Below are 24,897 nucleotides of genomic sequence, written 5' to 3' on the forward strand. Positions count from 1 at the left end.
ACTCGTACAATTCTTACCTTTGCTAGTAAACCTCTCTTTATGATTGATAAAATTTCAAAATTTACAAACAGCACTTCCTTTCTCAATGCTTCTAAAGTAACTATTGCATCTGTTGTTCCTGTTTTAGTTTTAAATTTTTTGGGTCATTTTGAAATTGGTTTTACTATCGCGTTGGGTGCTTTTTATACTTATCCCAGTGATATTCCGAGTTCTTTAAGCCATAAAATTAAAGGATTAATTGCGGCTTCTTTTATTGTTTCGGGAGTAAATCTTTTGGTCAATCTTGTTTATCCGTATCCTTTTCTATTTTATATTTTTTTAGGCTTTCTATTGTTTTTATGCTCTATGATTTCTGTTTATGGGCAACGAGCAACTTTAATTTCGTTTTCTGCTTTATTATCGATTTCGCTTTCATTTGGACATTTGCACGAAGGCTGGGCGGCTTTTGAATATTCTGGTTTTATCTTTATTGGTGGAATTCTATATTTAATAGTATCGCTTGTATTTCATTTTGTACAGCCTTATAAATATGTAGAATTGCAAATTGCCGAAGGAATAAAACTTACCGCTAAATATCTTAAATTGAGAGGCGATTTATGGAGTCCTGAAGCCAACAGAGAAGCTATTATTGAAAAACAACTGGCAATTCAAGTAGAATTAAATCTAATTCATGAAGATCTAAGAAAAATGCTGATTGGAAACCAGAATGCTTCTGGAATTACAAGCCAAAATAGAAAAATGCTTTTGGTTTTTATTACATTAGTTGAAATTCAAGAACTTGCTCTCTATACTTCATTTGATCACGAAAAACTTCACGAAAAATTTGCCAAACATCCTGATGTTTTAAGAACGTATCAAAATGTTGCTTACAAATTGGCTTCTACTTTAAAAAAGCTTTCAAAAAATGTAAGTCATATTAGTGTTTATGTTGACAAGCATGATTTGAAAAACGAATTAGATGCACTTGAATTTGCCATTTTTGATTACGAAAAAACATTAGGAAAAGAAGAAGCTGCTGAAGGTGTTCTAATGCTGACGAATATGCTGAAATATGCCAAAAATCAGGTTGGAAAAATTAAAACTATCCAGCGTGCACTTTCTTTGGCAATGCAGTCTTATAAATTAAAAGACAAAGATAAAGAGCTTGAAAAATTCCTAACACCACAATATTACCCAATTCGTACTTTACTTGAAAATTTAAGTTATTCTTCTTCTATTTTCAGGCATTCGATAAGATTAACCATTACAATTCTAATTGGCTTTTTCCTCGGACAAGTTCTGCCTTTTCAAAATGTATATTGGATTCTGCTGACGATTGTTGTTATTATGCGTCCTGGTTACGGATTAACAAAAGAACGATCATACAACAGAATGTTCGGAACTGTTTTGGGAGGATTTTTAGCTTTCGGAATTGTATCGATCATTCAAAATCACGTTGCACTGAGTATTTTCTCTATTATATGTATGCTTTTAGGAATTTCGTTTACCCAAATTAACTATAAAATCAGCGCAACATTTGTTACGATGTACGTAGTTTTTATTTACGGAATTCTTACGCCAGATATCAATGAAGTAATTCAATACAGAATTTTAGATTCGCTTGCTGGAGCAGTTTTAGCTTTTATAGCCAATCAATTTTTGTGGCCCGCTTGGGAATTTATTAATACCCCAATTCATATTGAAAATTCAATTCGTGCCAACAGAAATTACCTCAAGGAAATTGCTGATTTTTATAATAAAAAAGGAGAAGTTCCAACTTCTTATCGATTGGCAAGAAAAAATGCTTTTGTTGAAATAGGAAATTTAATGACCTCTTTTCAGCGTATGATGCAGGAGCCAAAATCGAAACAAAAAACAATGCCTTTAGTAAATAAATTGGTGGTTTTAAATCACTCTTTATTATCTGCTTTGGCGTCACTTTCGACTTATATTCAATCACATCAAACAACTTCTGCTTCTGACTCTTTCAATTATATAATAAAAACAATTTTAGCAAATCTAGATCATTCGATTTCTGTTTTAAGAAATGAAGTCATAATACAAGATACTTTTTTTGAAAAAGAAGATGTAACGCTACAATTTGAAGAATTAAAACGTAGGCATTTTACACGTTTGGCTGAAGATGACGATTTAGATAAAGAAACGCGTCAAGCCAAAATGCAGGAAGCACAAATGGTAATTGAGCAATTGATCTGGATGAGTAATCTGGCTGAAAAAATTCTAAAAAACACAACCGATCTAAAAGCAACAAATCCAGATTAATTCATCTGGATTTGTTTTTTATTATAATACTTTAAGACTAAAACTTAATTTAGTTTTAAAACATCTGCTGTATGTTTTCTAAGCTCTGCTAAAAGCTCAGGTTTGTCATTTAAAGTTTGTCCGTAAGAAGGAATCATTGTTTTTAATTTAGCTTGCCATTCTGGTGTTTTAATTTGATTTGCAAAACATCTGCTAACCAAATCAACCATAATTGCAACAGCTGTAGAAGCACCTGGAGAAGCTCCTAGTAAAACTGCCAAAGTTCCATCATGCGTATTAATTACTTCTGTACCAAATTCTAGGACCCCACCTTCTTTTTCATCTTTTTTAATCACTTGAACACGTTGTCCTGCTTTTTCTAATTTCCAATCTTTTGAACGTGCTGTTGGAAGATATTCGCGTAAAGCTTTCATTCTGTCTTTTGGAGACTGACGAACCTGCTCAATTAAATATTTAGTTAATGGAATATTATGATATCCTGCAGCCAGCATCGGAATCAAATTATTGCGTTTAATAGACAAAGGCAAATCTAAATAAGAGCCATTTTTTAAGAAACGAGTCGAAAATCCTGCGAAAGGCCCAAAAAGAAGTGCTTTTTCACCGTCAATTACACGAGTATCGATGTGAGGAACAGACATTGGAGGAGCTCCAACACTTGCTTTTCCGTACACTTTTGCTGCGTGTTTTGCAATTACTTCAGGATTTGTACATTTTAGCCATTGTCCGCTTACTGGGAAACCGCCATATCCATGTCCTTCTGGTACATTTGCTTTTTCTAATAAAGGCAATGAACCTCCACCTGCTCCAATAAATACAAATTTAGTATATGCTTTACGAGTATTTCCAGTTGACAAATCTTTAATTTTAATTCTCCAAGATTTATCCTCACGTTGTCTAAGTTTTTTAACTTCGTGATTGAAGAACAAAGAAACACCGTCCAGTTTTTCTAAGTAATTGAACATACTTCTTGTCAAAGCACCAAAATTCACATCGGTACCAATTTCCATATGTGTTGCTGCTAATTTTTCATCAGCATTTCTTCCTTCCATTACCAATGGCATCCATTTTTGAAGCTGCTCAAAATCGGTACTGAAAGTCATATCTGCGAAAATTGGATTGCTTTGAAGCGCTTCGAATCTCTTTTTTAAATAATCTACGTTTTTATCTCCCCACACAAAACTCATATGAGGCACGCTTTTAATAAAATTATCCGGAGAAGGCACTTTGTTTTGCTGTACTAAATAAGACCAAAACTGGCGAGAAATCTCAAACGATTCTGCAATGCTTATTGCTTTTTTAGGATCTATGCTTCCGTCTGCCTTTTCTGGAGTATAATTTAATTCACAAAAAGCAGAGTGTCCTGTTCCAGCATTATTCCAAGCATCAGAGCTTTCTGCTGCTGCAACATCTAATCTTTCGTAAATTTCAATTTTTATATCTGGTTGTAATTCTTTCAAAATTACTCCAAGAGTGGCACTCATTATTCCAGCGCCAATGAGTACTACATCACTATTTGAACGTATGGTTTCGTCAGGCATAACAGTATTTTTATTTAAAGTGCAAAGGTACTTTTTTAATTGCAAAAAAAAACTAATTTTTACATGATAAAAGTTAGGATTTTCTAAAAACCATTAAATTATAAATAAAAAATACGGCGAACTGCTCTATTTTTTTGCGGAAAGATAATCTTGAAGCAGAATTGTGGCAGAAATTTCGTCTATTAATCCTTTGTTCTGACGTTGTTTTTTACTTAAACCACTGTCGATCATAGTCTGAAATGCCATTTTTGAAGTAAAACGCTCATCAACACGGATAACTTTCATGTCTGGAAAAATATTCGAAAAGTGTTTTGCAAAACCATTAATTACAGAAGCACTTTCCGAAGGCTGTCCGTTCATCTGTTTTGGTTCGCCAATTAAAACTGCCTCGACTTTTTCTTTAGCAAAATAATCTTTCAAAAAGTCAATCAAAGTATGAGTTGGAATCGTTGTAAGACCTGAGGCAATAATCTGCATTTCGTCTGTAACAGCAATTCCTGTACGTTTTTGTCCGTAATCTATTGAGAGGATTCTTGGCATGTTTTGAAATTTTCAGCAAATTTAGTTTAAAATATTTTTCTAATTTTCTATTTCTCTCAAAATAAACTTTTTCAAGATTTCTTTCGATAAAAAAATCCGCCCTGAAAATTCAAGACGGACTTTTATCCAAATATTCAAACCTAAAAAATAACTCAATTTATCTTCCGAACAATCGTCCGAAAAAACCTTTATGTTCTTCTTCTCCTGCATCTTCTTCCTCATTATAATTCGCGAACTTAGATTGTGATTTTTCATGTTCGTAAATTAGTTCCTTAATATATTCAACGTAAGTTCTCTTTTTCTCTTCTAAGAACCCTATTAGGTACTTTTCGCTAAATTCAACTCCGCTTGCCGCTTCGATCTGTAATAATTTTTTATATAAAGGTTCAATATGCATCGCAATTACTTCTTGCGGTACGGCTTGTCTTCTTCCAAAATAATTTACAATAACGTCGTTTTCGTCACGGGCAATTTCAAAATCGGTAATTACCCAATAGTATCTTCCAGACTTTGCAAGGTTTTTTACAATAGCATGAAAGTTCTTCCCATTTTTAAGATTTTCCCAAAGCACTTTAAAAATAACTTTTGGCATATCTGGGTGGCGTATGATATTATGAGGCTGGCCCATTAATTCATAGTCTTCGTAACCACAAACATCTACAAACACTTCGTTTGCATATTCGATAATACCGAAAGCGTTTGTTTTACTCATAATAACCTGAGTTTTATCCCAGCTTACTTCTTTATCAATGATTACTCTGTTTTGAAGGTGATTTTCTTGATTCATATTTTACTGCTTATATGATTATTTTATGGAATGGAATGTTGATCAACACTGCGAAATTAAAGCGAAGAAAAAACACAAACCCTGACTTTTGTCATATTTTGACATAAAAAAAACTTTTAGGAGTAATTAAATACATTTCAAACCGAATGGCTATTTGATGGTTTTACAAATAAGAAACAAAAAGTTAAACCTGTAACATTTTCGATCGGTTTTGCTTTTTTGCATTTCTACAAATACGTTATCTTTGCCAAAAATTTAAACGTATGAATTCTTTACAGACTATAATTGAACAAGCTTGGGAAAACAGAGCTTTATTACAAGAAAAAACTACAACTGATGCCATTAGAGAAGTTATCGAATTGGTAGACGCAGGAAAATTACGTGTTGCTGAACCAGTTGGTGACAAATGGCAAGTAAACGAATGGGTTAAGAAAGCGGTTGTAATGTACTTCCCAATTCAAAAAATGGAAACATGGGAATCTGGTATTTTCGAATACCACGATAAAATGTTGCTGAAAAGAAATTATGCTGAAAAAGGAATCCGTGTAGTGCCAAATGCTGTTGCTCGTTATGGAGCTTACATCTCAAGTGGTGTAATCTTAATGCCAAGTTACGTAAACATTGGTGCTTATGTTGACGAAGGTACAATGGTTGACACGTGGGCAACTGTAGGAAGCTGTGCTCAAATTGGTAAAAATGTTCACTTAAGTGGTGGAGTTGGTATTGGTGGAGTTCTTGAGCCATTACAAGCTGCTCCGGTTATTATCGAAGACGGTGCTTTTATCGGATCTCGTTGTATTGTTGTTGAAGGTGTTCACGTTGGTAAAGAAGCAGTTCTTGGGGCTAACGTATGCTTAACAGCATCTACTAAAATTATTGATGTTACAGGCGATGAGCCAGTTGAAATGAAAGGTTTCGTTCCTGCTCGTTCTGTAGTTATTCCTGGAAGCTATACTAAGAAATTCGCTGCTGGAGAATACCAAGTTCCTTGTGCATTAATTATCGGAACTCGTAAACCATCTACAGATTTAAAAACTTCTTTAAACAATGCGCTTCGTGAGTACGATGTTGCTGTATAGATTTTAAAAAATCATAAATATTATAAGGGCGGTTTTTACCGCTCTTTTTTTATGCATTAAATAAAAAACAAATAAAAATCTTACAAACAATAAAAAGTAAGAAAAATATTCTAAATTTGCATTTTTAAAATCTTCTAAAGCCAAGAAGATGGTTTATTTACATGCATTTTTTTAATGAAAAACTATACATTTAGCTTAAGATTATTCCTTTATCGATATTTCTTAATTTTTTTAATTTACCAAATTTGCAATATCTTCTTTTATGTTTTGAATAGTAAATATTTTGATCACATAACAGCTCAAAATATTTTAGGAAGTGTTTTGTTTGACCTTTCAGCTATTTCATATATAACTTTTATTTTCTTAATAGCACATACAATTCCAGGAAACTTTAAGTATCGCGAAACCTATCAAACTATATTAAAAATTTCTTTCTATTTAATTAATCTTCTGTTCATCGCAGCGAATCTAATTGATATTATATATTTCCGATTCACGGGGAGAAGAAGTACTTTTAGCATGATTACTGCAAAAGGAATGGAAAAAGAAGCCTTAGGTTTGCTTCTTTCTTTTATAAAAGAATTTTGGTATATCCCATTCTTATTTACGATTCTTAGCATTCTTTTTTGGAAATCAATCCCAAATTTTAAGAACAAAAACGAGATCAAAAGTTTCACAAAAGAAAAATTCCTAAAACAATCTTTTTATTTTTTAACCTCAGTTTTTCTATTACTAATTGTTGGCCGTGGAGGATTTCAAAAAAAACCTCTTCGAATTGTAGATGCAGCCAAATATAGTTCTCTTAATAATGCTCCGCTTATTTTAAATACTCCTTTCTGTATCTTAAAAACAATCTCTCAAAAAGCAGATATTGAGAAAGCAAATTATTTTGACAAAAAACATCTTGATTCGATCTACAAACCAATCTTGTCTTTTAAAAACACAGAAACGGCAATCAAAAAAAATGTTGTAATCATCATTCTAGAAAGTTTTGGTCATGAAAATATAGGCATAAAACAAACTCCCTTTTTGGATTCGCTGATAACAAAATCTTATTATTTTAAAAATGGTTTTGCCAACGGAAAAGTCTCAATCGATGCTGTTCCATCAATTATTTCAAGTATACCTAGTTTAATGAATAATTCTTTTATCATTTCTAGCTATTCATTGAACAAAACGAATAGTTTGCCCAAGATTCTAAAAAAAGAAGGCTATGAAACTTCATTTTTCCACGGCGCTTTCAACGGAAGCCAGAATTTTGATCAATATGCAAAAGCAGCGGGATTTGAAAAATACTTTGGGAAAAATGAGTATATCGGCCCCGAAGCTTTTGATGGAAAATGGGGAATTTTTGACGAAGAATTTTTACAGTTTTTCGCTGGGAAATTATCTAGTTTTAAAGAACCTTTCTTTAGCACTGTTTTTACAATTTCTTCTCATAATCCGTATACTATACCAGAAAAGTACAAAGATAAATTTCCTAAAGGAACAACAGTTGTCCATGAAAGCATTGCATATACAGATTACTCTTTAAAGCTTTTTTTTGAAAATGCTAAAAAACAAAAATGGTATAACTATACATTGTTTGTGATTTCGGCAGATCATACTTCCTCAAGCGGAGAATCAGAAATCGATAAAACCATAATTGGCAAATTCCATATTCCAATTTTATTTTTCGATCCAGGCAATCCAAGTTTTTCTGGTGTAGACGAAAAGAATTTTCAACAGATCGACATTATGCCAAGCATAATAGATTATTTAGGCATAAATACAGACCTAATTTGTTTTGGAAAAAGCTTCAAAAGCAATCAAAATTTTGCCGTCTTCTATTTACAGGGAATTTATCATTGCATTCAAGACGATTATTATCTAGCCTTTGCAAACAATCAAGTTATCGGGCTATATAATTGGAAAAAAGATCCTTTACTAAAAAACAATTTACAAAATCAAAACACATTTAAGACAATAGAGATTTCAAATTTTTTGAAAGCCTATATTCAAAACTTTAACGAAAGAGTTATTGATAATAAACTTAGTTTCTAATTCTCTTTCTTTAAATCAAACATTAAAATTCTTCCCTCATCCTAAATGTTTTGCAATTTCATACAAAACATAAAATACCACACTTATAGTAGAATAATTATTAATTAAATTTCAAATAATGATTCCAAAAAAAATACACTTTTGTTGGTATGGACGTGGTGAGTACAATGATGTCATAAAAAAATGCATTGAATCATGGAAAAATAAACTTCCTGATTATGAAATAAAAAAATGGGATGAGTCCAACACTCCTTTTGATAAGCTTCCTTTTTTAAAAATACTCTACAAACAAAAAAAATGGTCATTTATCTCAGATTATATAAGATTATATTCTGTTTATACTGAAGGTGGAATTTATCTAGATACTGATATTGAAATTGTAAAAGATTTTGAAGAATTACTTAGTGAAGATTCTTTTGTAGGCTTTCAGACAAATCTAGAAAACAAATACCCATTGAATTCCGCAGTAATTGGAGCCAAAAAAAACAATTCATTTATTTTAGATTGTATTAAAGCAACTGAACGTAAGCAAAGACTTCATTTTAATGCAATGGGCGGTCCCCCAATTGTAACCAATGTTTTATATAATTATGGACTAAACATGTATAAAAAACAACATCTTAAAACTGTTCTTTTGCTTCCGACCGAGTATTTTTATCCATTTGCTTGGTTCGAAAAGTTTACTTCAAATTGCATAACAAAAAATACAATCTGCATTCATTGGTGGGAAGATTCTTGGGTAAATAAAAAGAAAGATCTAGCTTATTTTATAGATAGTATTAAACGAAAAATGGAAAAGACGCCATTAATTCTTCTTAATAGAATTAAGTTTGCTTTTAATGAGGAGAAATTTTACCACATAAATAATGACATTTGAGCATTCAAATTAATCATTAAAAGAACACATGAATTTTTAAAATGCCTAAAACTTCATGTGTTCTAAATTCTTATTCAAAATTTTAACAAGCATATAAGAATGCTTAGTTCTATTTTTTTGCTTTTTGAAGTTTAATAAGTTTAGCGTACTTCATATATGAGAAAAAAGCCTGGATCATAGCGATTGATAATCCGTCAAGGCCATTAAAAATTCCTTTTTTAAAGAAATAGCAACGAACAAAAGCTACAGTTCCGTTCAAAACAGGTTTAAAAGCATTTATTCTTTTTCCCTGATCATATAATTGCTGCGCATGCCAGCCAGAATATTGATTCTTTTTAGCAATAATCTGATCAAAAGAATCCCATCCGTAGTGCAAAATATGAACTGCTACTTTTTTCTCATTTTGAGCTACAATTTTTTGATGCACTTTGGATTCTGAAGGATGAGCTGTTTGTTTGTTAAAAAAACGAACTTTATGATCTGGATACCAACCTGAGAAGTCAATTAATTTATCAGCTAGAAAGTTTTTTACTCTAAAACTTAAAGCATCATAATTCCCTTCCAGATATTTTTTCTTTAGAATAAAATCTTCAGCGTCTTTATCTAAAAACTCATCTGCGTCGAGATTTAAAATCCAGTCATTTTTACAAAAAGGCAATCCGTATGTGCGCTGCGGACCATCTCCTAAAAATGCCTGCTGAACTACCTGCGCTCCTTTTTCTTTAGCTATTTCTACCGTACGATCTTTACTGAAAGAGTCTACAATAATAACTTCATCACAAACTTTAAATAAAGCATCTATACATTTTCCAATGTTCTTTTCTTCATTGAAAGTAATAACTAAACCGCTAATTCCCATTATAATTTTTAATTTGTTGAGCACAAAAATATAACTTTTTAATTTAGTTCAATCTTATTAATGTTATCACTTGTACACTTTATAAAATAGTTTGTACTTTAGCCTTGAAAATTGATACCACAAAAACAAATGAGAATATTAGTTATCCAGCAAAAAAGAATTGGAGACGTTTTAACAAGCACAATTATATGTAATAACTTGAAGAGCAAGTTCCCAAACTCTACAATTGACTATATGTGTTATCCAAATTCGATTGATGTTCTAAAAGAAAATCCAAATATCGATAACATTATTCCGGTGACTAATAAAATCAGAAAATCGACTTTTGGGTTTATTAAATTCATTTTTGAGATTCGAAGAAAAAAATATGATGCTGTAATAGATGTATACAGCAAATTAGGAACTAACTTAATTACATTTTTTTCTGGAGCAAAATATAAAGTTTCGTACCATAAATGGTATTCAAACATCTTTTACAACTATAGCTACGAGCGTTTTGATGCCATAAAATCAGAATACGGTTTGGCAATTGAAAACAGATTATTGCTTCTGAAACCTTTTTTCTCTGAAAAAATAACCAATGTAAAACCGAAAATCTTTTTAAAAGAATCTGAGATTACCGAAGCAAAAAATCTTTTGAATAGCTGCAATATCGATCCTGAAAAGCCATTAATAATGTTTGGTATTTTAGGAAGTGAGCATTATAAAACGTATCCACTTGAAGGAATGGCAAAAATTATTGATTTCACCGTAGCTAAAACAAACGCTACTATTCTCTTTAATTATATTCCGAATCAGAAAGAGCAAGCTTTGCAGGTTTATAATCATTGTTCTGAAGAAACTAAAAAACATATCATTTTTGGTTTATATGCTACCGATTTACGTCAGTTTTTAGCAATACTTTCTCAATGTGAGATGTTGATAGGAAACGAAGGTGGTGCCGTAAATATGGCAAAAGCACTTGAGATTCCAACATTTTCAATCTTTACCCCTTCTGTTAGGAAAGAAACATGGCAATTATTTGAAAATGAAGCTAAAAATGCTTCAATCCACTTAAAGGATTTAAAACCTGAAATTTACGAAAAGCATACAGAACAATACATCAAAGAACATACTTTTGAATATTATGCAGAATATCCGTTAGAACTTATGCTCGAAAAATTAGACGCTTATTTTAAAGAGTATAAAAACTGAAAAAGCAAAAGCATCAGTAATGAATAACGAAAAGCAAAAATTATCTGTTCTGATTATTACGCTTAACGAAGAACAGCATATACAATCACTTCTTGAAGATATTGATTTTGCTGATGAAATTATTGTTGTAGATTCTTATAGCACCGATAAAACGGTACGCATTGTGGAGTCTTTTAAAAACGTAAAATTAATTCAGAATCATTTCGTTGATTACACTTCTCAACGAAATTTTGCTTTGGATCAAGCTAAAAATTCATGGATTCTATTTGTTGATGCCGATGAAAGATTAATGCCAGAATTAAAATCTGAAATTGTTACTGCTATTAATACTGAAAATAAGGCAAGCGCCTATTTTATCTACCGCATTTTTATGTTCAAAAAAAGTAGATTGCATTTCAGCGGCTGGCAAACCGATAAAATTTTCAGGCTTTTTAATAAATCAAAGTGCCGATATAATGAAGAAAGAAAGGTTCATGAAAAACTGATTGTAAATGGCTCTATTTCTACTTTAAAAAACAAAATCATACATTATTCTTATTCTTCGTACAAAGATTATAAATCAAAAATGTATAATTATGGAATTCTAAAGGCCAATGAAAAATTCAAACGAGGAGTAAAACCTTATTTTTTATTGCTTTTACTTCATCCTCTATACACTTTCCTGTACCAGTTTATAATCCGTTTTGGTTTTCTGGACGGAAGTAAAGGCTTAATAATATGCTATTTAAATGCGTATAGCGTTTTCATTCGCTATAAAGAATTGAGAAGAATTACTTCTTCCAGAATTTAAGTTTCTTTTTCAGACGTTTTTTTCGGTAAAATTTCTCTTGAAAATCTGAAGTATATTTCCACAAAGTATCAAAAATCTTCTCTTCAGATTCTCCATAAAATTTAGCATATTCGTTACTCATTACAGCTACCATATCCTTTAGCGGAGTTAGTCTGCATAAGTTTTTCATACGCATTTCGAAAGACATTGAATCATGAAACTCCATTCTATTCAAATCTACCAGAAAGAAATCATAATCTCCGCTGGCATTTTTTTTTATTAAAGTATTTCCAGGCGAATGATCCAAAAATTCAATTCCCTTTTCGTGAAGATCAAAACTAAATTTTGTAAACTGCCTTAAAATATTCTCGCGGTCTGGAAATTCCGGTATTTCTACCAATTCTCTATAAGTAAGATCGCACTGTAATTGTTCACTTACATAAAAACTTTTCTCTAATCCAATTATCGACGAAAATTCTGCAAAAGCTATAGGTTCTGGAGTTCCAACACCTAATTCCAGCAATTTATTAGCAAACTCAAAAGAACGTTTTGCTTTTGATTTTCTGAAGTATTTATAAGCGATTTTATTGATAAAGTGCGGAACTTTAAACGATTTAATGTTTATTTTTTTATCGTCTAAATCAAAAAGTTTTATCTGATTGCGCTGGCCAATTACAAAGTCCTCTCCTTTTGTATTGAAAAAACGAATATATTCAAGAAGAATATTTTCAAATTTTTCATATCCGCGATTTAATCTTAAAATCATAAAAATTGTTTCAGCAAATTTAGCTAGTTTTACCAACTAATAAAAACTATTTCGAAGATAATGCATATTACTCTTATAAGTTTAGACAACTGGGGGCTCAACAAACATATAGCTACTGACTTAGAAAAACAAGGACATACTGTTCGCCACATTGATTTTAATACTTTCAAATATAAATATCCTTCAATATTTCATAAAGTATATAATGTTGTATTAAAAGCGTTCTTTAAAACAAACTTAAAGCATCAGCATTACGGAAAAGAAATCATCAAGGAATTAAAGAAAAATGACCAAATTCAAGATGTAATTCTAACTATAAAGGGAGATTTTATAACTCCTAAAAGCATTTTAGAATTTAAAAATTACACTAAAAAATCGATCGGATTTTTTAATGATAATATTTATCGTTGTCCAAAAATTAAACGAGTTTTGCATTGTTTTGATGAAGTTTTTTCGTTCGAAAAAGAAGACTGTACAGAATACAATTTAAAATTTGCATCAAATTGGATTTACAATTCAGAAAATCCAGAAAATATAGATCAGTTTGAATATGATGTTTTCAATATCAGCTCAATAGATAAAAGGTTGCCAATTTTAAAAAAAATTGCTGCTAATTTAGCTTCACAACATTCAAAATTTAAATTCATTGTTTATGATAAAAAACAAAAAGACAATGATAAAAACATTACATACATAAGAAGTCATATGCCTTTAAGTGAAGTGAATGATTACATTAATCGCTCGAAAGTACTTTTAGACATTAACCGACTTGGTCAAAACGGACTGACTTTTAGAGTTTTTGAAAGTTTAGGTTTAGAAAAAAAGCTTATAACTACAAATGCGGACATTAAAAACTATGATTTTTATAACCCAAATAACATTTTAGTTATTGACGAAAAAAATCCAATTATACCTGTAGCTTTTTTCGAAAATAAATATGAAAAAATTCCAGACTCTATTTACAATAAATACACTTTAAAAGGCTGGACTGAGAATGTTATTTTTAATACTTTAAAAGCATAAGACGCACCATTTCTATCTCAGTAATTTTGGGAGTTTATTGTTATCTTTGTCAAAATTAAAGTTTTTTTTCATGGAAAATATCAATCAGGAAGTTATCAACGCATTCGAAGTAATAAAAGAAGGCGGTATAATTTTATACCCAACTGACACTGTTTGGGGAATTGGCTGTGATGCTACAAACCCAGATGCTGTTGCTAAAATTTATAAATTAAAACAACGTGCAGAAACACAAAGCATGATTGTTTTAATGAATGGCGAAAAGATGATTTACAATGTTTTCAAAAACATTCCTGAAGTTGCATGGCAAATCTGGGACTTGTCAGACAAACCAACGACTTTAATTCTTGATGATGCTCGAAACGTTGCTCCAAATATTATAGCTGCCGACAAATCTTTAGGAGTTAGACTGGTAAAAGAACCTTTCTGCTATAAATTAATGGAAAGAATGAAAAAACCTTTGGTTTCAACTTCTGCAAATATTTCAGGTCAGCCCACACCAATTGCCTTCAAAGATATTAGTCCCGAAATTATTAATGGGGTTGATTACGTAGTAAAATTAAACCAAGACAAAATAAACGGAAAGTCTTCCACAATAATCAAATTAACAAACGATTCGCAGGTAAAAGTAATCCGTAAATAATTATTAATGGTGAATGGTTGATTGTGAATTCACTTTAAATCTAAAAAACTTAGCATCTTAGTTTCTTCAGTCCCGATAGCTATCGGGATAGCAACTTAGATTGTTTTCAAACTCTCAATTAACCAATCAATATCTTCTTTGGTATTATAATGACTGAATGAAATTCGGAGATTTGGTAATTTTAAATCGGTCTCCGAAAGCATTTCGTTTAAAACGTGTGACGGTTTTATACTTCCAGATTGACAGGCACTTCCTCTCGAAACCGCAATTCCTTTCATATCTAAACTAAAAAGCAGCATCGAAGTTTTATCTGATGAAAATGGCAGAATAATATTGATAATATTGTAGAAATCATCTTTATTCCCATTAATTCTAAAATCAGGAAAATGAATTTCCATTTGCTCAATAAGATAATTTTTGATTCCTAAAATATAAGCTCTTTCTTCATCTAATTTTTCGTAAGAAATAGATAAAGCCTTTGCCATTCCAGCAATTTGATGAACGGCTTCAGTTCCAGCACGAAGACCTTTTTCTTGTTCGCCTCCAAAAAGTAATGGCTGCAAACCCGAATTTTTTCGAACAAAAGCAAATCCGATTCCTTTTGGTCCATGAAACTTATGCGCGCTTGCTAAAATGAAGTCAATTGGAGTCTTTTGAAGATCGATTTCCGTTTTCCCGATTGACTGAACTGTATCTGAATGGAATAAAGCATTATATTGCTTGCAAATCAAACTAACACGATCCAGATCTAAAATAGTTCCGGTTTCGTTATTGACGTGCATTAAACTGACTAATGTTTTCTTCTCATCAGACAATAAATTGGATAAATGCGTTAGATCTAAGCTTCCGTCAGCATTTACATTTACATAATCGACCTGAATATTATATTCCTCCTTAAGCGCCCAAACTGTATGCAAAACAGCATGGTGCTCAATTTTTGAAGTGATAATTCTTTCTACTTTTAAATCTTCAACAGCAGAACGCAAAATCCAGTTATCAGCTTCAGTTCCGCCAGAAGTAAAAATTATTTCCTGAGCAGTGCAATTTAAATGTTTTGCAATGCTTTTTCTAGAAAGTTCTAAAATCGTTTTACCATTTCGCCCAAAACTATGCGTAGACGAAGGATTTCCATAATCCTCCAGCATAACTTTTGTCATTTCCTGAATTACTTCAGGACGCATTGCTGTTGTTGAGGCATTATCAAGATATACTTTTTTCATCGCTGCAAAGTTACAAAATATCAATTGTGAAAACTTAAACATAATCTGGCATTTTTTTCACTATTTTTGACGCAAATAAATTTTTACGATGAAAAAATACGCTGCCCTTTTATTATTTGCCCTTTTTCTAAATGGATGCGATGATGGGGATTTAACTGTAGACACTATCGATTTTGTAGACGCAGATTCTCAAGCTTGTGATCCGGAAACAAACACTTTAATCTATAAATTAAAAACTCAGGAAGCCCTTTTATTACAAATGCCTGAAGGTAAAATTGTTAATGATCCTGGAACTTATTCTTACCCAATCGATTCAAAAGGCACTGGGTCTTATCGTGTTGTTTATAGAGCTTATGATGGAACTGTAGCAACCGCAAACATTTGTGGCACAATTCCTCCAAGCACACCAAAAGTAACAGAAGAATGGATTGCAACTGATGGAGTAATTGAGATTACAACAACTCAAGATGAAAGAGATATTTCAACTAATCCTGATGACGGAAGTAGAATACATGGTTATAATCACACTATTATTTTTAGAAATATAACATTTAATAAACCAGCTGGAGATCAAACAGAAGAAAAATTTGATTTTGGAACCTATACAACATCTATTACACCAGCCGATTTAACTTTCAAAACTAATCCAAACGGATCAGCTTATGAGTGCGATGAAGTTAGTAGAGTCTACAACTATAATAACTCATTTTACATTTCGATTGATGATATAGATCCTACTTTAATTGTCAATACACCAACTAATGGTGTGCCACGTACAAGTCTTATAACAGCCACTCAAAATAAAGTATATTATAAAACTGCGAAAGCAGAAACGGGATCGATTACTCCAGCTTTTATTTGTTCAATAGTGCAGCCGGCTTCTCCAGCGATTGAGGAAACATGGACAGGCCAACTTGGCGTAGCAGGCACAAGTGGAATTATTGAAGTAACTACTACTTTAACTGGACAAGTTTATGAGCATACTATTGTTCTTAAAAATGTTATTTTAGAAAAAGATAATAGCCATTTCAGATTAGGAAGCAGTTTTATTTTAGGAAAAATTGATAGAGTTGCAACTAACTAAAATGCACTGATAATCGGGAGAAATCAATAAAAATAATTCTTACAAAAAACGTCTGTTTTTCAAAGCTGATTTTAGATCTAAATCAGATGAAAAACAGACGTTTTTTTATGCTTAAATAAAGCGTTTTAATACTTAAATAAAGCGATTTTATTTATTGCTTTGTCTAATATAAACTTCGGTTGCACCAAGTCCGTATTTTTGATAATTGGCATCTTGAAAATCGATTCCGTCGTAACGGCCTAATAAAAAATCAAGTTCTGCTTTTAAAATTCCTTCACCAACACCGTGAATAAAAACGATTTTCGGAATGCGGTTTCTTATCGCAAATTCGATATGCCTTTTCGCCGTTTCGGTTTGCAATGTCAAAATATCGTAGTTTGACATTCCGCGTTTATTTGGAACCAATTTTTCGATGTGCAAATCAAATTCTGGAACGCCAAAATCACGTTTATCTTTCTTTTCTTTGACAAAACTTCTCGGTTTTGGCTCCGATTTCTCTTTTGAAACTTCATCTAAATTAATTCTTTTAATAGAATTCATTAAATTACTGGTTTCTTGAACTTTAATCAATTCGTTGACTAAAAATGTCATCATAAATCCATCTGTAGTTTCTATTAAAACTTCGTTGTTTTTAACCGAAACTACTGTTCCGTTTATGGCTTCATCGAGTACTGAAACCTTATCTCCTTTTGCCAGCATCCTACTCTTCTTTATCGTTATGTTTACTTGGCGTTTTTGCGCTCAACTGCATCATTCCAAACATGAAAACTACAATTGCAATAATCATGATATAGATGTTTTTTTCTTCAGAAACCTGCTCATACAACGCAACCGAAATCGCAAGAATCATTATTAAAATTTTAAAAGCTTTCATTAATTCAAAGTTTAAGATTTCAAAAGTATAAAACTTTCATATAGCACTCCTATTCTACTTCAAACGTTTGTCATATTTTTTTAGTAAAATTGCAAAAAGATTCGCCATGAGTTTAGAGAAATATATGATTCCGTGCATGTTCAAAACCATCTTCGGTTTTGACTGTTTAGGATGCGGATTTCAGCGCTCTTTATTCTTACTTTTTCAGGGTGATTTTTCAGCTGCGTTCAAAATGTATCCAGCCATATATTCTTGTCTTTTACTATTTGTTTTTATCGCTTTTCATTTCCTAGATAAATCTCGAAATTATAAAAAGCTAATTTGGAGAATGGCGATTATAAATCTGTTTTTTATGATTGGCGGATATTATTTTAAGCACTTTTATTTTTAGATTTTAGATTTTAGATTTTCTAAAAGTCGCTTTGCTCCTTTTGGAATTTCCAAACAACTTTTATTTCTTTATCTGATCCAAAATATCATTCATCATCTCGATTTGAACTTTCTGGATTTCGATTAATTCTTGCTGCTGATGCATAATCAAATGATCAATTTTATCATGAATCAATCTAATCTCTAATTCCGATTTCAGATTGATCATATAATCTTTTTTTGCTCGATTACGATCTTTTTCTTCTTGACGATTTTGGCTCATCATAATTACAGGAGCCTGCAAAGCTGCAACACAAGAAAGAATTAAATTTAAAAGAATAAACGGATAGGGATCAAAACCTTTATTTAGAAAAATGTAAACATTTGAGGCAATCCAAATCGAAATAAAAACAACAAACGAAATAATAAAAGTCCAGCTTCCTCCAAAATCTGCTACTTTATCTGCCACTTTTTGCCCAAGATTTCGTGGCTCTTCTTCGTCTTCAACAATGCTAACTATCGATTTATCTTCTTTTAAAGAAGAAATAACATTTTGTTCCATTGCAGAAAGCGCACCAATTTCAGTCGAAAGATAATTCGAAATATATTTTTGACGGTAAACATTTAATTCATTTATAGAAATGCAGTCTTCAGAACCAAAATTAGGATATTCCTTTTTAATTAATCCCAAAATAGGGTCATGAACTGCTCTTCCGTATATTTTCTCATTTTCAGGAAAAGAAATCCCAGAAATGTCACTTTTAAATGTTTGGCTGTTTTTCATTTTTGTATATTTTAAAAGCTAATTTACACAATAAACTTCTTAAGAATTGTATAAAATGGAACAGTTTATAATTCACTTTTTATCACAAATCAGATTTTGTAAAGAAAATTTCTTTAGTTAAATCGTGACTTTATTTCCAAAAAACGCCTTACTTTTAACGTTCCAAAATTATTCATTCATTTTTACCATTGTGACAAAAGACACTATCATACAAAATATAAAGGCTTTAAAGAGCCATTCGAACATAAATTACGGCATTAAAACCAAAACAGAAGACTTTACAGAAAAGCTTTTTTACACTCTTTTTGATTCAAATGCTGCTTTAGATGAAAGCATTGATGAGCTTGAAATTCGCTTTAAAGAAATTGCTGTTTTGGCCTGCAAAAAACCTCAAAATTTATGCGAATCTATTTGGGATCGCTTTTTAGAAAAACTTCCTAGAGTTCTGGAAAAGTTAAATGAAGATGCCGAATATATTTTAGAGAACGATCCTGCTTCAAACAGCATTGACGAAGTTTATCTAGCTTATCCAGGTTTTTATGCAATCGCAATTTATAGATTAAGCCACGAATTGTACAATTTAGATTTACTGCTTTTTTCTCGATTAATGAGCGAATATGCGCATAGAATTACTGGAACAGATATTCATGCTGGAGCCAAAATCGAATCGCCATTTTTTATCGATCACGCTACTGGAATCGTAATTGGAGAAACTACTGTAATTAAAAAACATGTAAAAATCTATCAAGGTGTTACGCTGGGTGCACTAAGCGTAAGCAAGGAAATGAAAAATGCCAAAAGACATCCAACGGTAGAAGCCAATGTCTGCATTTATGCGAATGCGACAATTTTAGGAGGTGAAACTGTAATTGGAAAAAACAGTGTTGTTGGAGGAAATGCTTGGGTTACCAAATCTATTCCAGAAGATTCTATAGTTTTAAACACCACTACAACTGAAGTTAAAATAAAAGAAAAAAAATAAAATGGGTCCACAGAAATTATTAAACCTAATTGGAAATACTCCTTTGATGGAAACAGTCAATTTGGTTAAAAATAAAAATGTAAAACTTTTGCTTAAACTTGAAGGAAATAATCCTGGAGGAAGTGTAAAAGACAGAGCTGCGTACAATATGATCGCGTCTGCTTTAGAAAGAGGCGAAATCAAAAAAGGAGATAAATTAATTGAAGCAACTAGCGGAAACACTGGAATTGCTTTAGCAATGATTGCACAATTGTTTGGCATCGAAATCGAATTGGTTTTACCAGAAGATTCAACCAAAGAACGTACACAAACTATGCGTGCTTATGGCGCAACAGTTATTTTAACGCCTGCCAGCGAAGGAATTATCGGTTCTCGAGATTATGCAGACAAAAAAGTAGCTCAAGGTGGTTATCTAATGCTAAATCAGTTTGCAAATGATGACAACTGGAAAGCGCACTACAAAACTACTGGACCAGAAATATGGAATGATACAGAAGGAACTGTAACTCATTTCGTTTCGGCAATGGGAACAACTGGAACTATTATTGGAACTTCAACTTATTTGAAAGAAAAAAATCCAAATGTTCAAATCGTTGGTGCACAGCCAAGCGACGGTTCCCAAATTCCTGGAATTCGTAAATGGCCACAAGAATACCTTCCTAAAATTTTTGATGCTTCTAAAGTTGATACCGTTGTAGATGTTAGCGAAGAAGAAGCTCGTGAAATGACTAAAAGATTAGCTCTTGAAGAAGGTGTTTTTGCAGGAATGAGCAGTGGAGGCTCTGTTGCTGTTGCCCTAAAAATTGCTGAAAAACTAGAATCTGGAGTTGTGGTTGCCGTGATCTGCGACAGAGGCGATCGTTATTTATCTTCGGATTTATTTGACTAAAAATAAGGATCAAAGTTACAAAGGCTCAGAGGTACAAAGGTTATAATCTTTGTGCATAAACCTTTGGAACTTTGCACCTCTGAACCTTTGAACCTAAAAAGAAATGAACTACAGAAAACTAGGAAAAACAAACTTTAATATATCTGAAATTTCACTTGGAACTTGGCAAGTTGGTGGAAAATGGGGATCGGGTTTTGATGATAAAACTGCTGATCACCTTTTGAATACAGCTATTGATAATGGTGTAAACTTTATTGATACTGCTGATGTTTATGAAAACGGATTAAGCGAAACTGCTGTTGGAAGAGTCGTTCGTTCTCGTTCTGAACGAATTTTTGTCGCCACAAAATGCGGACGCCAAATTAATCCTCACGTAAATGAAGGCTATTCTCCAAAAGTGCTTCAGAAATTTGTAGAAGACAGTTTAAGAAGAACTGGATTAGAAACTTTGGATTTAATTCAATTACACTGTCCACCAACAGAAGTATATTATCGTCCAGAAATCTTTGAACTTTTTGACCGATTAAAAGAACAAGGAAAAATTCTTAATCTTGGAGTGAGTGTCGAAAAAGTGGAAGAAGCACTAAAAGCGATCGAATATTCTAATGTGACAACGGTTCAGATTATTTTTAATTTGTTTCGTCAGCGTCCTTCTGAATTATTTTTCTCGGAAGCAAAAAAGAAAGATATCGGAATTATTGCCAGAGTTCCTCTAGCAAGCGGACTCTTAACAGGTAAATTTGATTCAAAAACAACTTTTGACACTCAGGATCACCGTAACTTCAATCGTAACGGAGAAGCATTCGATAAAGGCGAAACATTCTCTGGAATTGATTACGAATTAGGTTTAAAAGCCGTTGAAGCTCTAAAAGCAATTTTCCCAGAAACACAAAACTTAGCTCCTATTGCCTTACAATGGATTTTAAGTTTTAATGAAATAAGCTGTATCATTCCTGGCGCATCAAAAGCTGATCATGTTTTATCAAATTTATCGGTTTATGATACTCCAAAGTTAACTTCGGAACAGATTTTAGCAATGAACAAAATCTACAACGATCTTATCAAACCTGCTGTTCATCAGCTTTGGTAGATCTTTCAATAATCTTTTAAGATGCTGAATTACTTAATAATTGCAGCATCTTAAAAAGATTAAATTCTGCAGGAAATAATTTCTTACAACTTTCACGCAACCTTTTCTTTATTAGCACATCTAATAATAAAACTAACCACCAAATTCAGTAATCATGAAAAAATTAAGTTTTATATTATTTGTTCTATCATTACTTTTAGTCTCTTGCAGCAATGACGAAAGCACGCAGGAAGAAGAATCTGCAAGACTTCAAAAAATGTATAACGAAATTGTAGAATATTCACAAGTAAATTCAAAACCTTGTATCAATCCAGAAGAATGGGCTTTCATGAAATTTGGCTCTTCCAACTGTTCAGGATATATTTTGTATTATAAACAGATAGATGTTGCTATTCTTCAAAAGAAAATCGATCGATACCTGGCTGCTAAAGGGAAATTTGATGCAAAATGGGGGATTTTTTATGATTGTATGGAATTACCTACTCCAACTCCGTCTAATATAAAATGCGTAGATGGAAAACCAGTTATAAAATACAGCACTTCTCCAAATTCATAATAAAAAAGGTTGCTGAAATTTATAATTAAATTTTAGTAACCTTAAATTCTTAAATATCAAATTCAATTCTAAATTCAGCGCCTCTATTTTTACCGTCGCTTGAAGCAGTTAATCGTCCTTTGTTTCTTTCTATGATTTTTTTACACAAATACAATCCAATTCCGGTAGAACCTTCGTTTGCAGTTCCTAATCGGCTCATTTTGGTGATTTTTTTAAACAATTCTTCGATTTGATTTTTATCAAAACCAATTCCGTTATCTTTTACGGTTAATACCAATTTTGAATCTTCAGAAAAGATTCTGACTTTGATTTCGCTGTCAAAATAAGAAAACTTAACTGCATTACTGATTAAATTTACCAAGACCTGAATCAAAAGTCCTTCGTCAATTTTCAATTTAGCTTCAACACATTCTAAAACTAAATTCAGCGTTATGTTTTTATCAAATAATCGCTGTTCAACCTGTTCGTTAATAAACGGAAGAATATTCGGAAATAAAACCGTTTTGGTCTCTTGGTTTACTTTTACAATTTCGTCTTGTTCTTTTAAAAGCTTAATAAAATTTTCGATATATCTAAACTGAAGATCAGTCGATTCGCAGATTAGTTCTGCCAGATTTGTAACCGAATCCGAAGGCTCTTCGCTAATAATCAATCTGGCTAAGCCTTGCGGATTTCCCGCAAAATTCTTTAAATCATGCGAAAGCATATAGATTAAGTCCTGTTTTTCATTAATAAAGCTCTCTGCCTCATAAATAGATTCCTGAATATTGCATAAAAGCAAACCAGCTTCATCAGTATATTCGGTTGGTAAAACAGATAGTTTTCTAGAATTTCTGTAATCGTCCAATGCTCTTGAAGCCATCACAATTGGTTTTATCAATCTGTTTAAAACTAAAAGCGTTATTGCCGTTGCTAGCAAAGTCATAATTAATGATAATATAAGAATTGAAGTTGACGAAATACTATGTTCAAAAAACAACACAAAAAATAAAATTCCAATTAATGGAATATGAATTCCAATAAAAGCAACAAATAAAAATTTGAAAGCATAACTTTTTTTAAGAAAGCTGATTTGTGAGAGTTTGTGATACAACTTCATAAAAACGATGATAAGTATAGGTTAAAACTGCAATTTTATTGGGATTATTACAAAAACAAATTTAAGTTTTATACTCAATTAAACTAATATTTTGACGAATTTCTAAAAATTTTCTAAAATTAAATTTGTAAAAGTTTTCAAAGGCTTATTTTTGCGCTATGGGAAGAAAAAATACAGACAAAGTTGTCTTTCATCAAATTCAAGTTCTTGATGCTGGTGCAAAAGGAGTTTCAGTAGCCAAAGCACCTGACGGAAAAGTTATCTTTATTCCGAATGTGGTACCTGGAGATGTTGTGGACGTACAAACATTAAAAAAAAGAAAGGCATACTACGAAGGTAAAGCCGTAAAATTTCACGAATTATCAGAGTATAGAGTAGATCCAATCTGCGAACATTTTGGAGTATGCGGCGGTTGCAAATGGCAAAATATGAAATACAGCCAACAGCTTGCATTTAAACAAAATGAAGTTAAAAATCACTTACAAAGAATAGGAAAAATTGAACTTCCAGAATTTGAAGATATTTTAGGTTCTGAAAAACAGTTTTTCTATAGAAATAAAATGGAATTTTCTTTTTCTAACAGCCGATGGTTAACTGAAAAAGAAATTGGTAGCACTGAAGATTTAGGAAATAGAAATGCTTTAGGATTTCATATTCCAAAAATGTGGGATAAAATCCTTGACATCAATAAATGCCATTTACAAGAAGATCCTTCAAATGCGATTCGTAACGAAATTAGAGCATTTGCAAACGAACATAATTTAGCATTTTTCAATCCGAGAGAACATTCTGGATTGTTGAGAACTGTAATGATTCGTACTGTTTCTACAGGCGAGATTATGGTTTTAATTCAGTTTTTTGAAGAAGACAAAGAAAACAGAGAATTAATCCTTGACCATCTTTACGAGAAATTCCCTGAAATTACTTCACTTCAATATGTTGTAAACGGAAAACCAAATGATACTATTTACGATCAAGATGTTATTCTTTACAAAGGAAGAAATTACATTTTGGAAGAAATGGAAGGTTTGAAATTCAGCATTAATGCTAAATCTTTCTACCAAACCAATTCTGATCAAGCTTACGAATTGTATAAAATAACAAGAGAATTTGCTGATCTTACAGGAAACGAAACAGTTTACGATTTATACACCGGTACAGGCACCATTGCTCAATTCGTTTCTAAAAAAGCTAAAAAAGTAATTGGAGTAGAAAGCGTTCCTGAAGCCATTATTGATGCTAAAGCCAACGCAGAACGCAATAATATTACCAATTGCGAGTTTTTTGTTGGAGACATGAAAGTAGTCTTTAATGAAGCATTCATAGCGCAACATGGCAAACCAGATGTTATTATTACAGATCCACCTCGTGATGGAATGCACAAAGATGTAGTTGAACAAATCTTGAAAATTGCTCCAAAAAGAGTCGTTTATGTAAGCTGTAATTCTGCAACTCAGGCCCGTGATTTGGCCTTAATGGATGAAAAATACAAAGTTACCCGTGTGCGACCTGTAGATATGTTTCCGCAGACACACCACGTTGAAAATGTTGTACTTTTAGAACTTCGATAAAC

At 32.0% G+C, this 24,897-nt stretch carries 25 protein-coding genes; 15 read left to right on the top strand and 10 right to left on the bottom strand.

The genetic code is table 11. The annotated features are described in order from the left end of the window. Positions 1-39 precede the first annotated feature (39 nt). A complete protein-coding gene (locus tag OD917_RS18930) occupies positions 40-2,262 on the top strand; it encodes an FUSC family protein (RefSeq protein ID WP_263524984.1) in 2,223 nt (740 codons plus the stop codon). A 44-nt stretch (positions 2,263-2,306) separates the two neighbouring features. On the opposite strand, the gene OD917_RS18935 is transcribed toward OD917_RS18930, so the two are convergent. From OD917_RS18935 to OD917_RS18945, 3 genes are all read right to left on the bottom strand, one after another. Next, complete coding sequence (locus OD917_RS18935) at positions 2,307-3,800, bottom strand: malate:quinone oxidoreductase (RefSeq protein WP_263524986.1); 1,494 nt, start codon at positions 3,798-3,800, stop codon at positions 2,307-2,309. 126 nt (positions 3,801-3,926) lie between these two features. Beyond that, a complete protein-coding gene (gene ruvX, locus OD917_RS18940) occupies positions 3,927-4,340 on the bottom strand; it encodes a Holliday junction resolvase RuvX (RefSeq protein WP_008462647.1) in 414 nt (137 codons plus the stop codon). 157 nt (positions 4,341-4,497) lie between these two features. Beyond that, positions 4,498-5,127 (bottom strand): PAS domain-containing protein, encoded by a 630-nt coding sequence (locus tag OD917_RS18945; protein WP_111286514.1) that lies wholly within the window; start codon positions 5,125-5,127, stop codon positions 4,498-4,500. A 263-nt stretch (positions 5,128-5,390) separates the two neighbouring features. Here OD917_RS18945 and OD917_RS18950 point away from each other — a divergent pair, with 263 nt between their 5' ends. The 3 genes from OD917_RS18950 to OD917_RS18960 all read left to right on the top strand — a co-directional run bounded on the left by OD917_RS18950 (position 5,391) and on the right by OD917_RS18960 (position 9,126). Beyond that, entirely contained in the window at positions 5,391-6,206 is an 816-nt protein-coding gene (locus OD917_RS18950) for a 2,3,4,5-tetrahydropyridine-2,6-dicarboxylate N-succinyltransferase (RefSeq protein ID WP_111286516.1), read from the top strand. A 267-nt stretch (positions 6,207-6,473) separates the two neighbouring features. Then, complete coding sequence (locus OD917_RS18955; protein ID WP_263524987.1) at positions 6,474-8,249, top strand: LTA synthase family protein; 1,776 nt, start codon at positions 6,474-6,476, stop codon at positions 8,247-8,249. Positions 8,250-8,367: 118 nt separating this feature from the next. Then, positions 8,368-9,126 carry a glycosyltransferase family 32 protein gene (locus tag OD917_RS18960; protein WP_263524988.1) on the top strand — a complete coding sequence of 253 codons (759 nt, stop codon included), beginning with the start codon at positions 8,368-8,370 and terminating at the stop codon, positions 9,124-9,126. A gap of 109 nt (positions 9,127-9,235) precedes the next feature. On the opposite strand, the gene OD917_RS18965 is transcribed toward OD917_RS18960, so the two are convergent. After that, a complete protein-coding gene (locus tag OD917_RS18965) occupies positions 9,236-9,985 on the bottom strand; it encodes a glycosyltransferase family 2 protein (RefSeq protein WP_263525343.1) in 750 nt (249 codons plus the stop codon). 129 nt (positions 9,986-10,114) lie between these two features. Between OD917_RS18965 and OD917_RS18970 the strand changes: the two genes are divergently transcribed. Next, a complete protein-coding gene (locus OD917_RS18970; RefSeq protein ID WP_263524990.1) occupies positions 10,115-11,179 on the top strand; it encodes a glycosyltransferase family 9 protein in 1,065 nt (354 codons plus the stop codon). Positions 11,180-11,198: 19 nt separating this feature from the next. Then, a complete protein-coding gene (locus tag OD917_RS18975; protein WP_263524991.1) occupies positions 11,199-11,969 on the top strand; it encodes a glycosyltransferase family 2 protein in 771 nt (256 codons plus the stop codon). Here the strand turns inward: OD917_RS18975 and OD917_RS18980 are convergent. Then, the gene (locus tag OD917_RS18980; protein WP_263524992.1) at positions 11,950-12,714 is read right to left on the bottom strand and encodes a lipopolysaccharide kinase InaA family protein; all 765 of its coding nucleotides are present in this window, start codon (positions 12,712-12,714) and stop codon (positions 11,950-11,952) included. The genes OD917_RS18975 and OD917_RS18980 overlap by 20 nt on opposite strands. A gap of 60 nt (positions 12,715-12,774) precedes the next feature. On the opposite strand from OD917_RS18980, the gene OD917_RS18985 reads away from it, so the two are divergent. Both OD917_RS18985 and OD917_RS18990 read left to right on the top strand, forming a co-directional pair. Next, positions 12,775-13,737, top strand: a complete 963-nt coding sequence (locus tag OD917_RS18985; protein ID WP_263524993.1) for a hypothetical protein — start codon at positions 12,775-12,777, stop codon at positions 13,735-13,737. A gap of 70 nt (positions 13,738-13,807) precedes the next feature. Continuing rightward, a complete protein-coding gene (locus OD917_RS18990; protein WP_263524995.1) occupies positions 13,808-14,377 on the top strand; it encodes an L-threonylcarbamoyladenylate synthase in 570 nt (189 codons plus the stop codon). 95 nt (positions 14,378-14,472) lie between these two features. On the opposite strand, the gene OD917_RS18995 is transcribed toward OD917_RS18990, so the two are convergent. Beyond that, positions 14,473-15,597, bottom strand: coding sequence for a cysteine desulfurase family protein (locus OD917_RS18995; protein WP_263524996.1), 1,125 nt, complete (start codon positions 15,595-15,597; stop codon positions 14,473-14,475). An 88-nt stretch (positions 15,598-15,685) separates the two neighbouring features. Here OD917_RS18995 and OD917_RS19000 point away from each other — a divergent pair, with 88 nt between their 5' ends. Further along, a complete protein-coding gene (locus OD917_RS19000; RefSeq protein ID WP_263524997.1) occupies positions 15,686-16,681 on the top strand; it encodes a hypothetical protein in 996 nt (331 codons plus the stop codon). Positions 16,682-16,828: 147 nt separating this feature from the next. On the opposite strand, the gene OD917_RS19005 is transcribed toward OD917_RS19000, so the two are convergent. Next, complete coding sequence (locus tag OD917_RS19005; protein WP_263524998.1) at positions 16,829-17,380, bottom strand: Smr/MutS family protein; 552 nt, start codon at positions 17,378-17,380, stop codon at positions 16,829-16,831. Between the two features lies 1 nt (position 17,381). Continuing rightward, the gene (locus tag OD917_RS19010) at positions 17,382-17,555 is read right to left on the bottom strand and encodes a hypothetical protein (protein ID WP_204251678.1); all 174 of its coding nucleotides are present in this window, start codon (positions 17,553-17,555) and stop codon (positions 17,382-17,384) included. Positions 17,556-17,661: 106 nt separating this feature from the next. Here OD917_RS19010 and OD917_RS19015 point away from each other — a divergent pair, with 106 nt between their 5' ends. Continuing rightward, positions 17,662-17,946, top strand: a complete 285-nt coding sequence (locus OD917_RS19015; protein ID WP_263525000.1) for a DUF2752 domain-containing protein — start codon at positions 17,662-17,664, stop codon at positions 17,944-17,946. Between the two features lie 60 nt (positions 17,947-18,006). Here the strand turns inward: OD917_RS19015 and OD917_RS19020 are convergent, their stop codons facing one another. Next, complete coding sequence (locus OD917_RS19020) at positions 18,007-18,708, bottom strand: DUF1003 domain-containing protein (RefSeq protein ID WP_263525001.1); 702 nt, start codon at positions 18,706-18,708, stop codon at positions 18,007-18,009. Positions 18,709-18,898: 190 nt separating this feature from the next. Here OD917_RS19020 and epsC point away from each other — a divergent pair, with 190 nt between their 5' ends. The 4 genes from epsC (at position 18,899) to OD917_RS19040 (ending at position 22,225) form a co-directional block, all read left to right on the top strand. Next, on the top strand, positions 18,899-19,690 hold the full coding sequence (gene epsC / locus OD917_RS19025) for a serine O-acetyltransferase EpsC (protein WP_263525344.1): 792 nt from the start codon (positions 18,899-18,901) through the stop codon (positions 19,688-19,690). 1 nt (position 19,691) lies between these two features. Continuing rightward, positions 19,692-20,579, top strand: a complete 888-nt coding sequence (gene cysM / locus OD917_RS19030; RefSeq protein WP_263525002.1) for a cysteine synthase CysM — start codon at positions 19,692-19,694, stop codon at positions 20,577-20,579. A gap of 103 nt (positions 20,580-20,682) precedes the next feature. Further along, positions 20,683-21,669: an aldo/keto reductase gene (locus OD917_RS19035; protein WP_263525003.1), complete on the top strand. Its 987-nt coding sequence runs from the start codon at positions 20,683-20,685 to the stop codon at positions 21,667-21,669. Between the two features lie 154 nt (positions 21,670-21,823). Continuing rightward, a complete protein-coding gene (locus OD917_RS19040; protein ID WP_263525004.1) occupies positions 21,824-22,225 on the top strand; it encodes a hypothetical protein in 402 nt (133 codons plus the stop codon). Positions 22,226-22,274: 49 nt separating this feature from the next. Here OD917_RS19040 and OD917_RS19045 read toward each other — a convergent pair whose 3' ends face one another. Beyond that, entirely contained in the window at positions 22,275-23,324 is a 1,050-nt protein-coding gene (locus OD917_RS19045; protein WP_263525005.1) for a sensor histidine kinase, read from the bottom strand. 158 nt (positions 23,325-23,482) lie between these two features. On the opposite strand from OD917_RS19045, the gene rlmD reads away from it, so the two are divergent. Further along, a complete protein-coding gene (gene rlmD / locus OD917_RS19050) occupies positions 23,483-24,895 on the top strand; it encodes a 23S rRNA (uracil(1939)-C(5))-methyltransferase RlmD (RefSeq protein WP_263525006.1) in 1,413 nt (470 codons plus the stop codon). The last annotated feature ends 2 nt before the right edge of the window (positions 24,896-24,897 follow it).

The organism is Flavobacterium sp. SH_e, assembly GCF_025717045.1.
Taxonomy (GTDB): Bacteria; Bacteroidota; Bacteroidia; order Flavobacteriales; family Flavobacteriaceae; genus Flavobacterium.

Excerpts from the sequence above, each read along its gene's own strand:
- OD917_RS18930 (WP_263524984.1), top strand. The coding sequence starts at position 40 with ATGATTGATAAAATTTCAAAATTTACAAACAGCACTTCCTTTCTCAAT.
- OD917_RS18935 (WP_263524986.1), bottom strand. The coding sequence starts at position 3,800 with ATGCCTGACGAAACCATACGTTCAAATAGTGATGTAGTACTCATTGGC.
- ruvX (WP_008462647.1), bottom strand. The coding sequence starts at position 4,340 with ATGCCAAGAATCCTCTCAATAGATTACGGACAAAAACGTACAGGAATT.
- OD917_RS18945 (WP_111286514.1), bottom strand. The coding sequence starts at position 5,127 with ATGAATCAAGAAAATCACCTTCAAAACAGAGTAATCATTGATAAAGAA.
- OD917_RS18950 (WP_111286516.1), top strand. The coding sequence starts at position 5,391 with ATGAATTCTTTACAGACTATAATTGAACAAGCTTGGGAAAACAGAGCT.
- OD917_RS18960 (WP_263524988.1), top strand. The coding sequence starts at position 8,368 with ATGATTCCAAAAAAAATACACTTTTGTTGGTATGGACGTGGTGAGTAC.
- OD917_RS18965 (WP_263525343.1), bottom strand. The coding sequence starts at position 9,985 with ATGGGAATTAGCGGTTTAGTTATTACTTTCAATGAAGAAAAGAACATT.
- OD917_RS18970 (WP_263524990.1), top strand. The coding sequence starts at position 10,115 with ATGAGAATATTAGTTATCCAGCAAAAAAGAATTGGAGACGTTTTAACA.
- OD917_RS18975 (WP_263524991.1), top strand. The coding sequence starts at position 11,199 with ATGAATAACGAAAAGCAAAAATTATCTGTTCTGATTATTACGCTTAAC.
- OD917_RS18980 (WP_263524992.1), bottom strand. The coding sequence starts at position 12,714 with ATGATTTTAAGATTAAATCGCGGATATGAAAAATTTGAAAATATTCTT.
- OD917_RS18985 (WP_263524993.1), top strand. The coding sequence starts at position 12,775 with ATGCATATTACTCTTATAAGTTTAGACAACTGGGGGCTCAACAAACAT.
- OD917_RS18990 (WP_263524995.1), top strand. The coding sequence starts at position 13,808 with ATGGAAAATATCAATCAGGAAGTTATCAACGCATTCGAAGTAATAAAA.
- OD917_RS18995 (WP_263524996.1), bottom strand. The coding sequence starts at position 15,597 with ATGAAAAAAGTATATCTTGATAATGCCTCAACAACAGCAATGCGTCCT.
- OD917_RS19000 (WP_263524997.1), top strand. The coding sequence starts at position 15,686 with ATGAAAAAATACGCTGCCCTTTTATTATTTGCCCTTTTTCTAAATGGA.
- OD917_RS19005 (WP_263524998.1), bottom strand. The coding sequence starts at position 17,380 with ATGCTGGCAAAAGGAGATAAGGTTTCAGTACTCGATGAAGCCATAAAC.
- OD917_RS19010 (WP_204251678.1), bottom strand. The coding sequence starts at position 17,555 with ATGAAAGCTTTTAAAATTTTAATAATGATTCTTGCGATTTCGGTTGCG.
- OD917_RS19015 (WP_263525000.1), top strand. The coding sequence starts at position 17,662 with ATGAGTTTAGAGAAATATATGATTCCGTGCATGTTCAAAACCATCTTC.
- OD917_RS19020 (WP_263525001.1), bottom strand. The coding sequence starts at position 18,708 with ATGAAAAACAGCCAAACATTTAAAAGTGACATTTCTGGGATTTCTTTT.
- cysM (WP_263525002.1), top strand. The coding sequence starts at position 19,692 with ATGGGTCCACAGAAATTATTAAACCTAATTGGAAATACTCCTTTGATG.
- OD917_RS19035 (WP_263525003.1), top strand. The coding sequence starts at position 20,683 with ATGAACTACAGAAAACTAGGAAAAACAAACTTTAATATATCTGAAATT.
- OD917_RS19040 (WP_263525004.1), top strand. The coding sequence starts at position 21,824 with ATGAAAAAATTAAGTTTTATATTATTTGTTCTATCATTACTTTTAGTC.
- OD917_RS19045 (WP_263525005.1), bottom strand. The coding sequence starts at position 23,324 with ATGAAGTTGTATCACAAACTCTCACAAATCAGCTTTCTTAAAAAAAGT.
- rlmD (WP_263525006.1), top strand. The coding sequence starts at position 23,483 with ATGGGAAGAAAAAATACAGACAAAGTTGTCTTTCATCAAATTCAAGTT.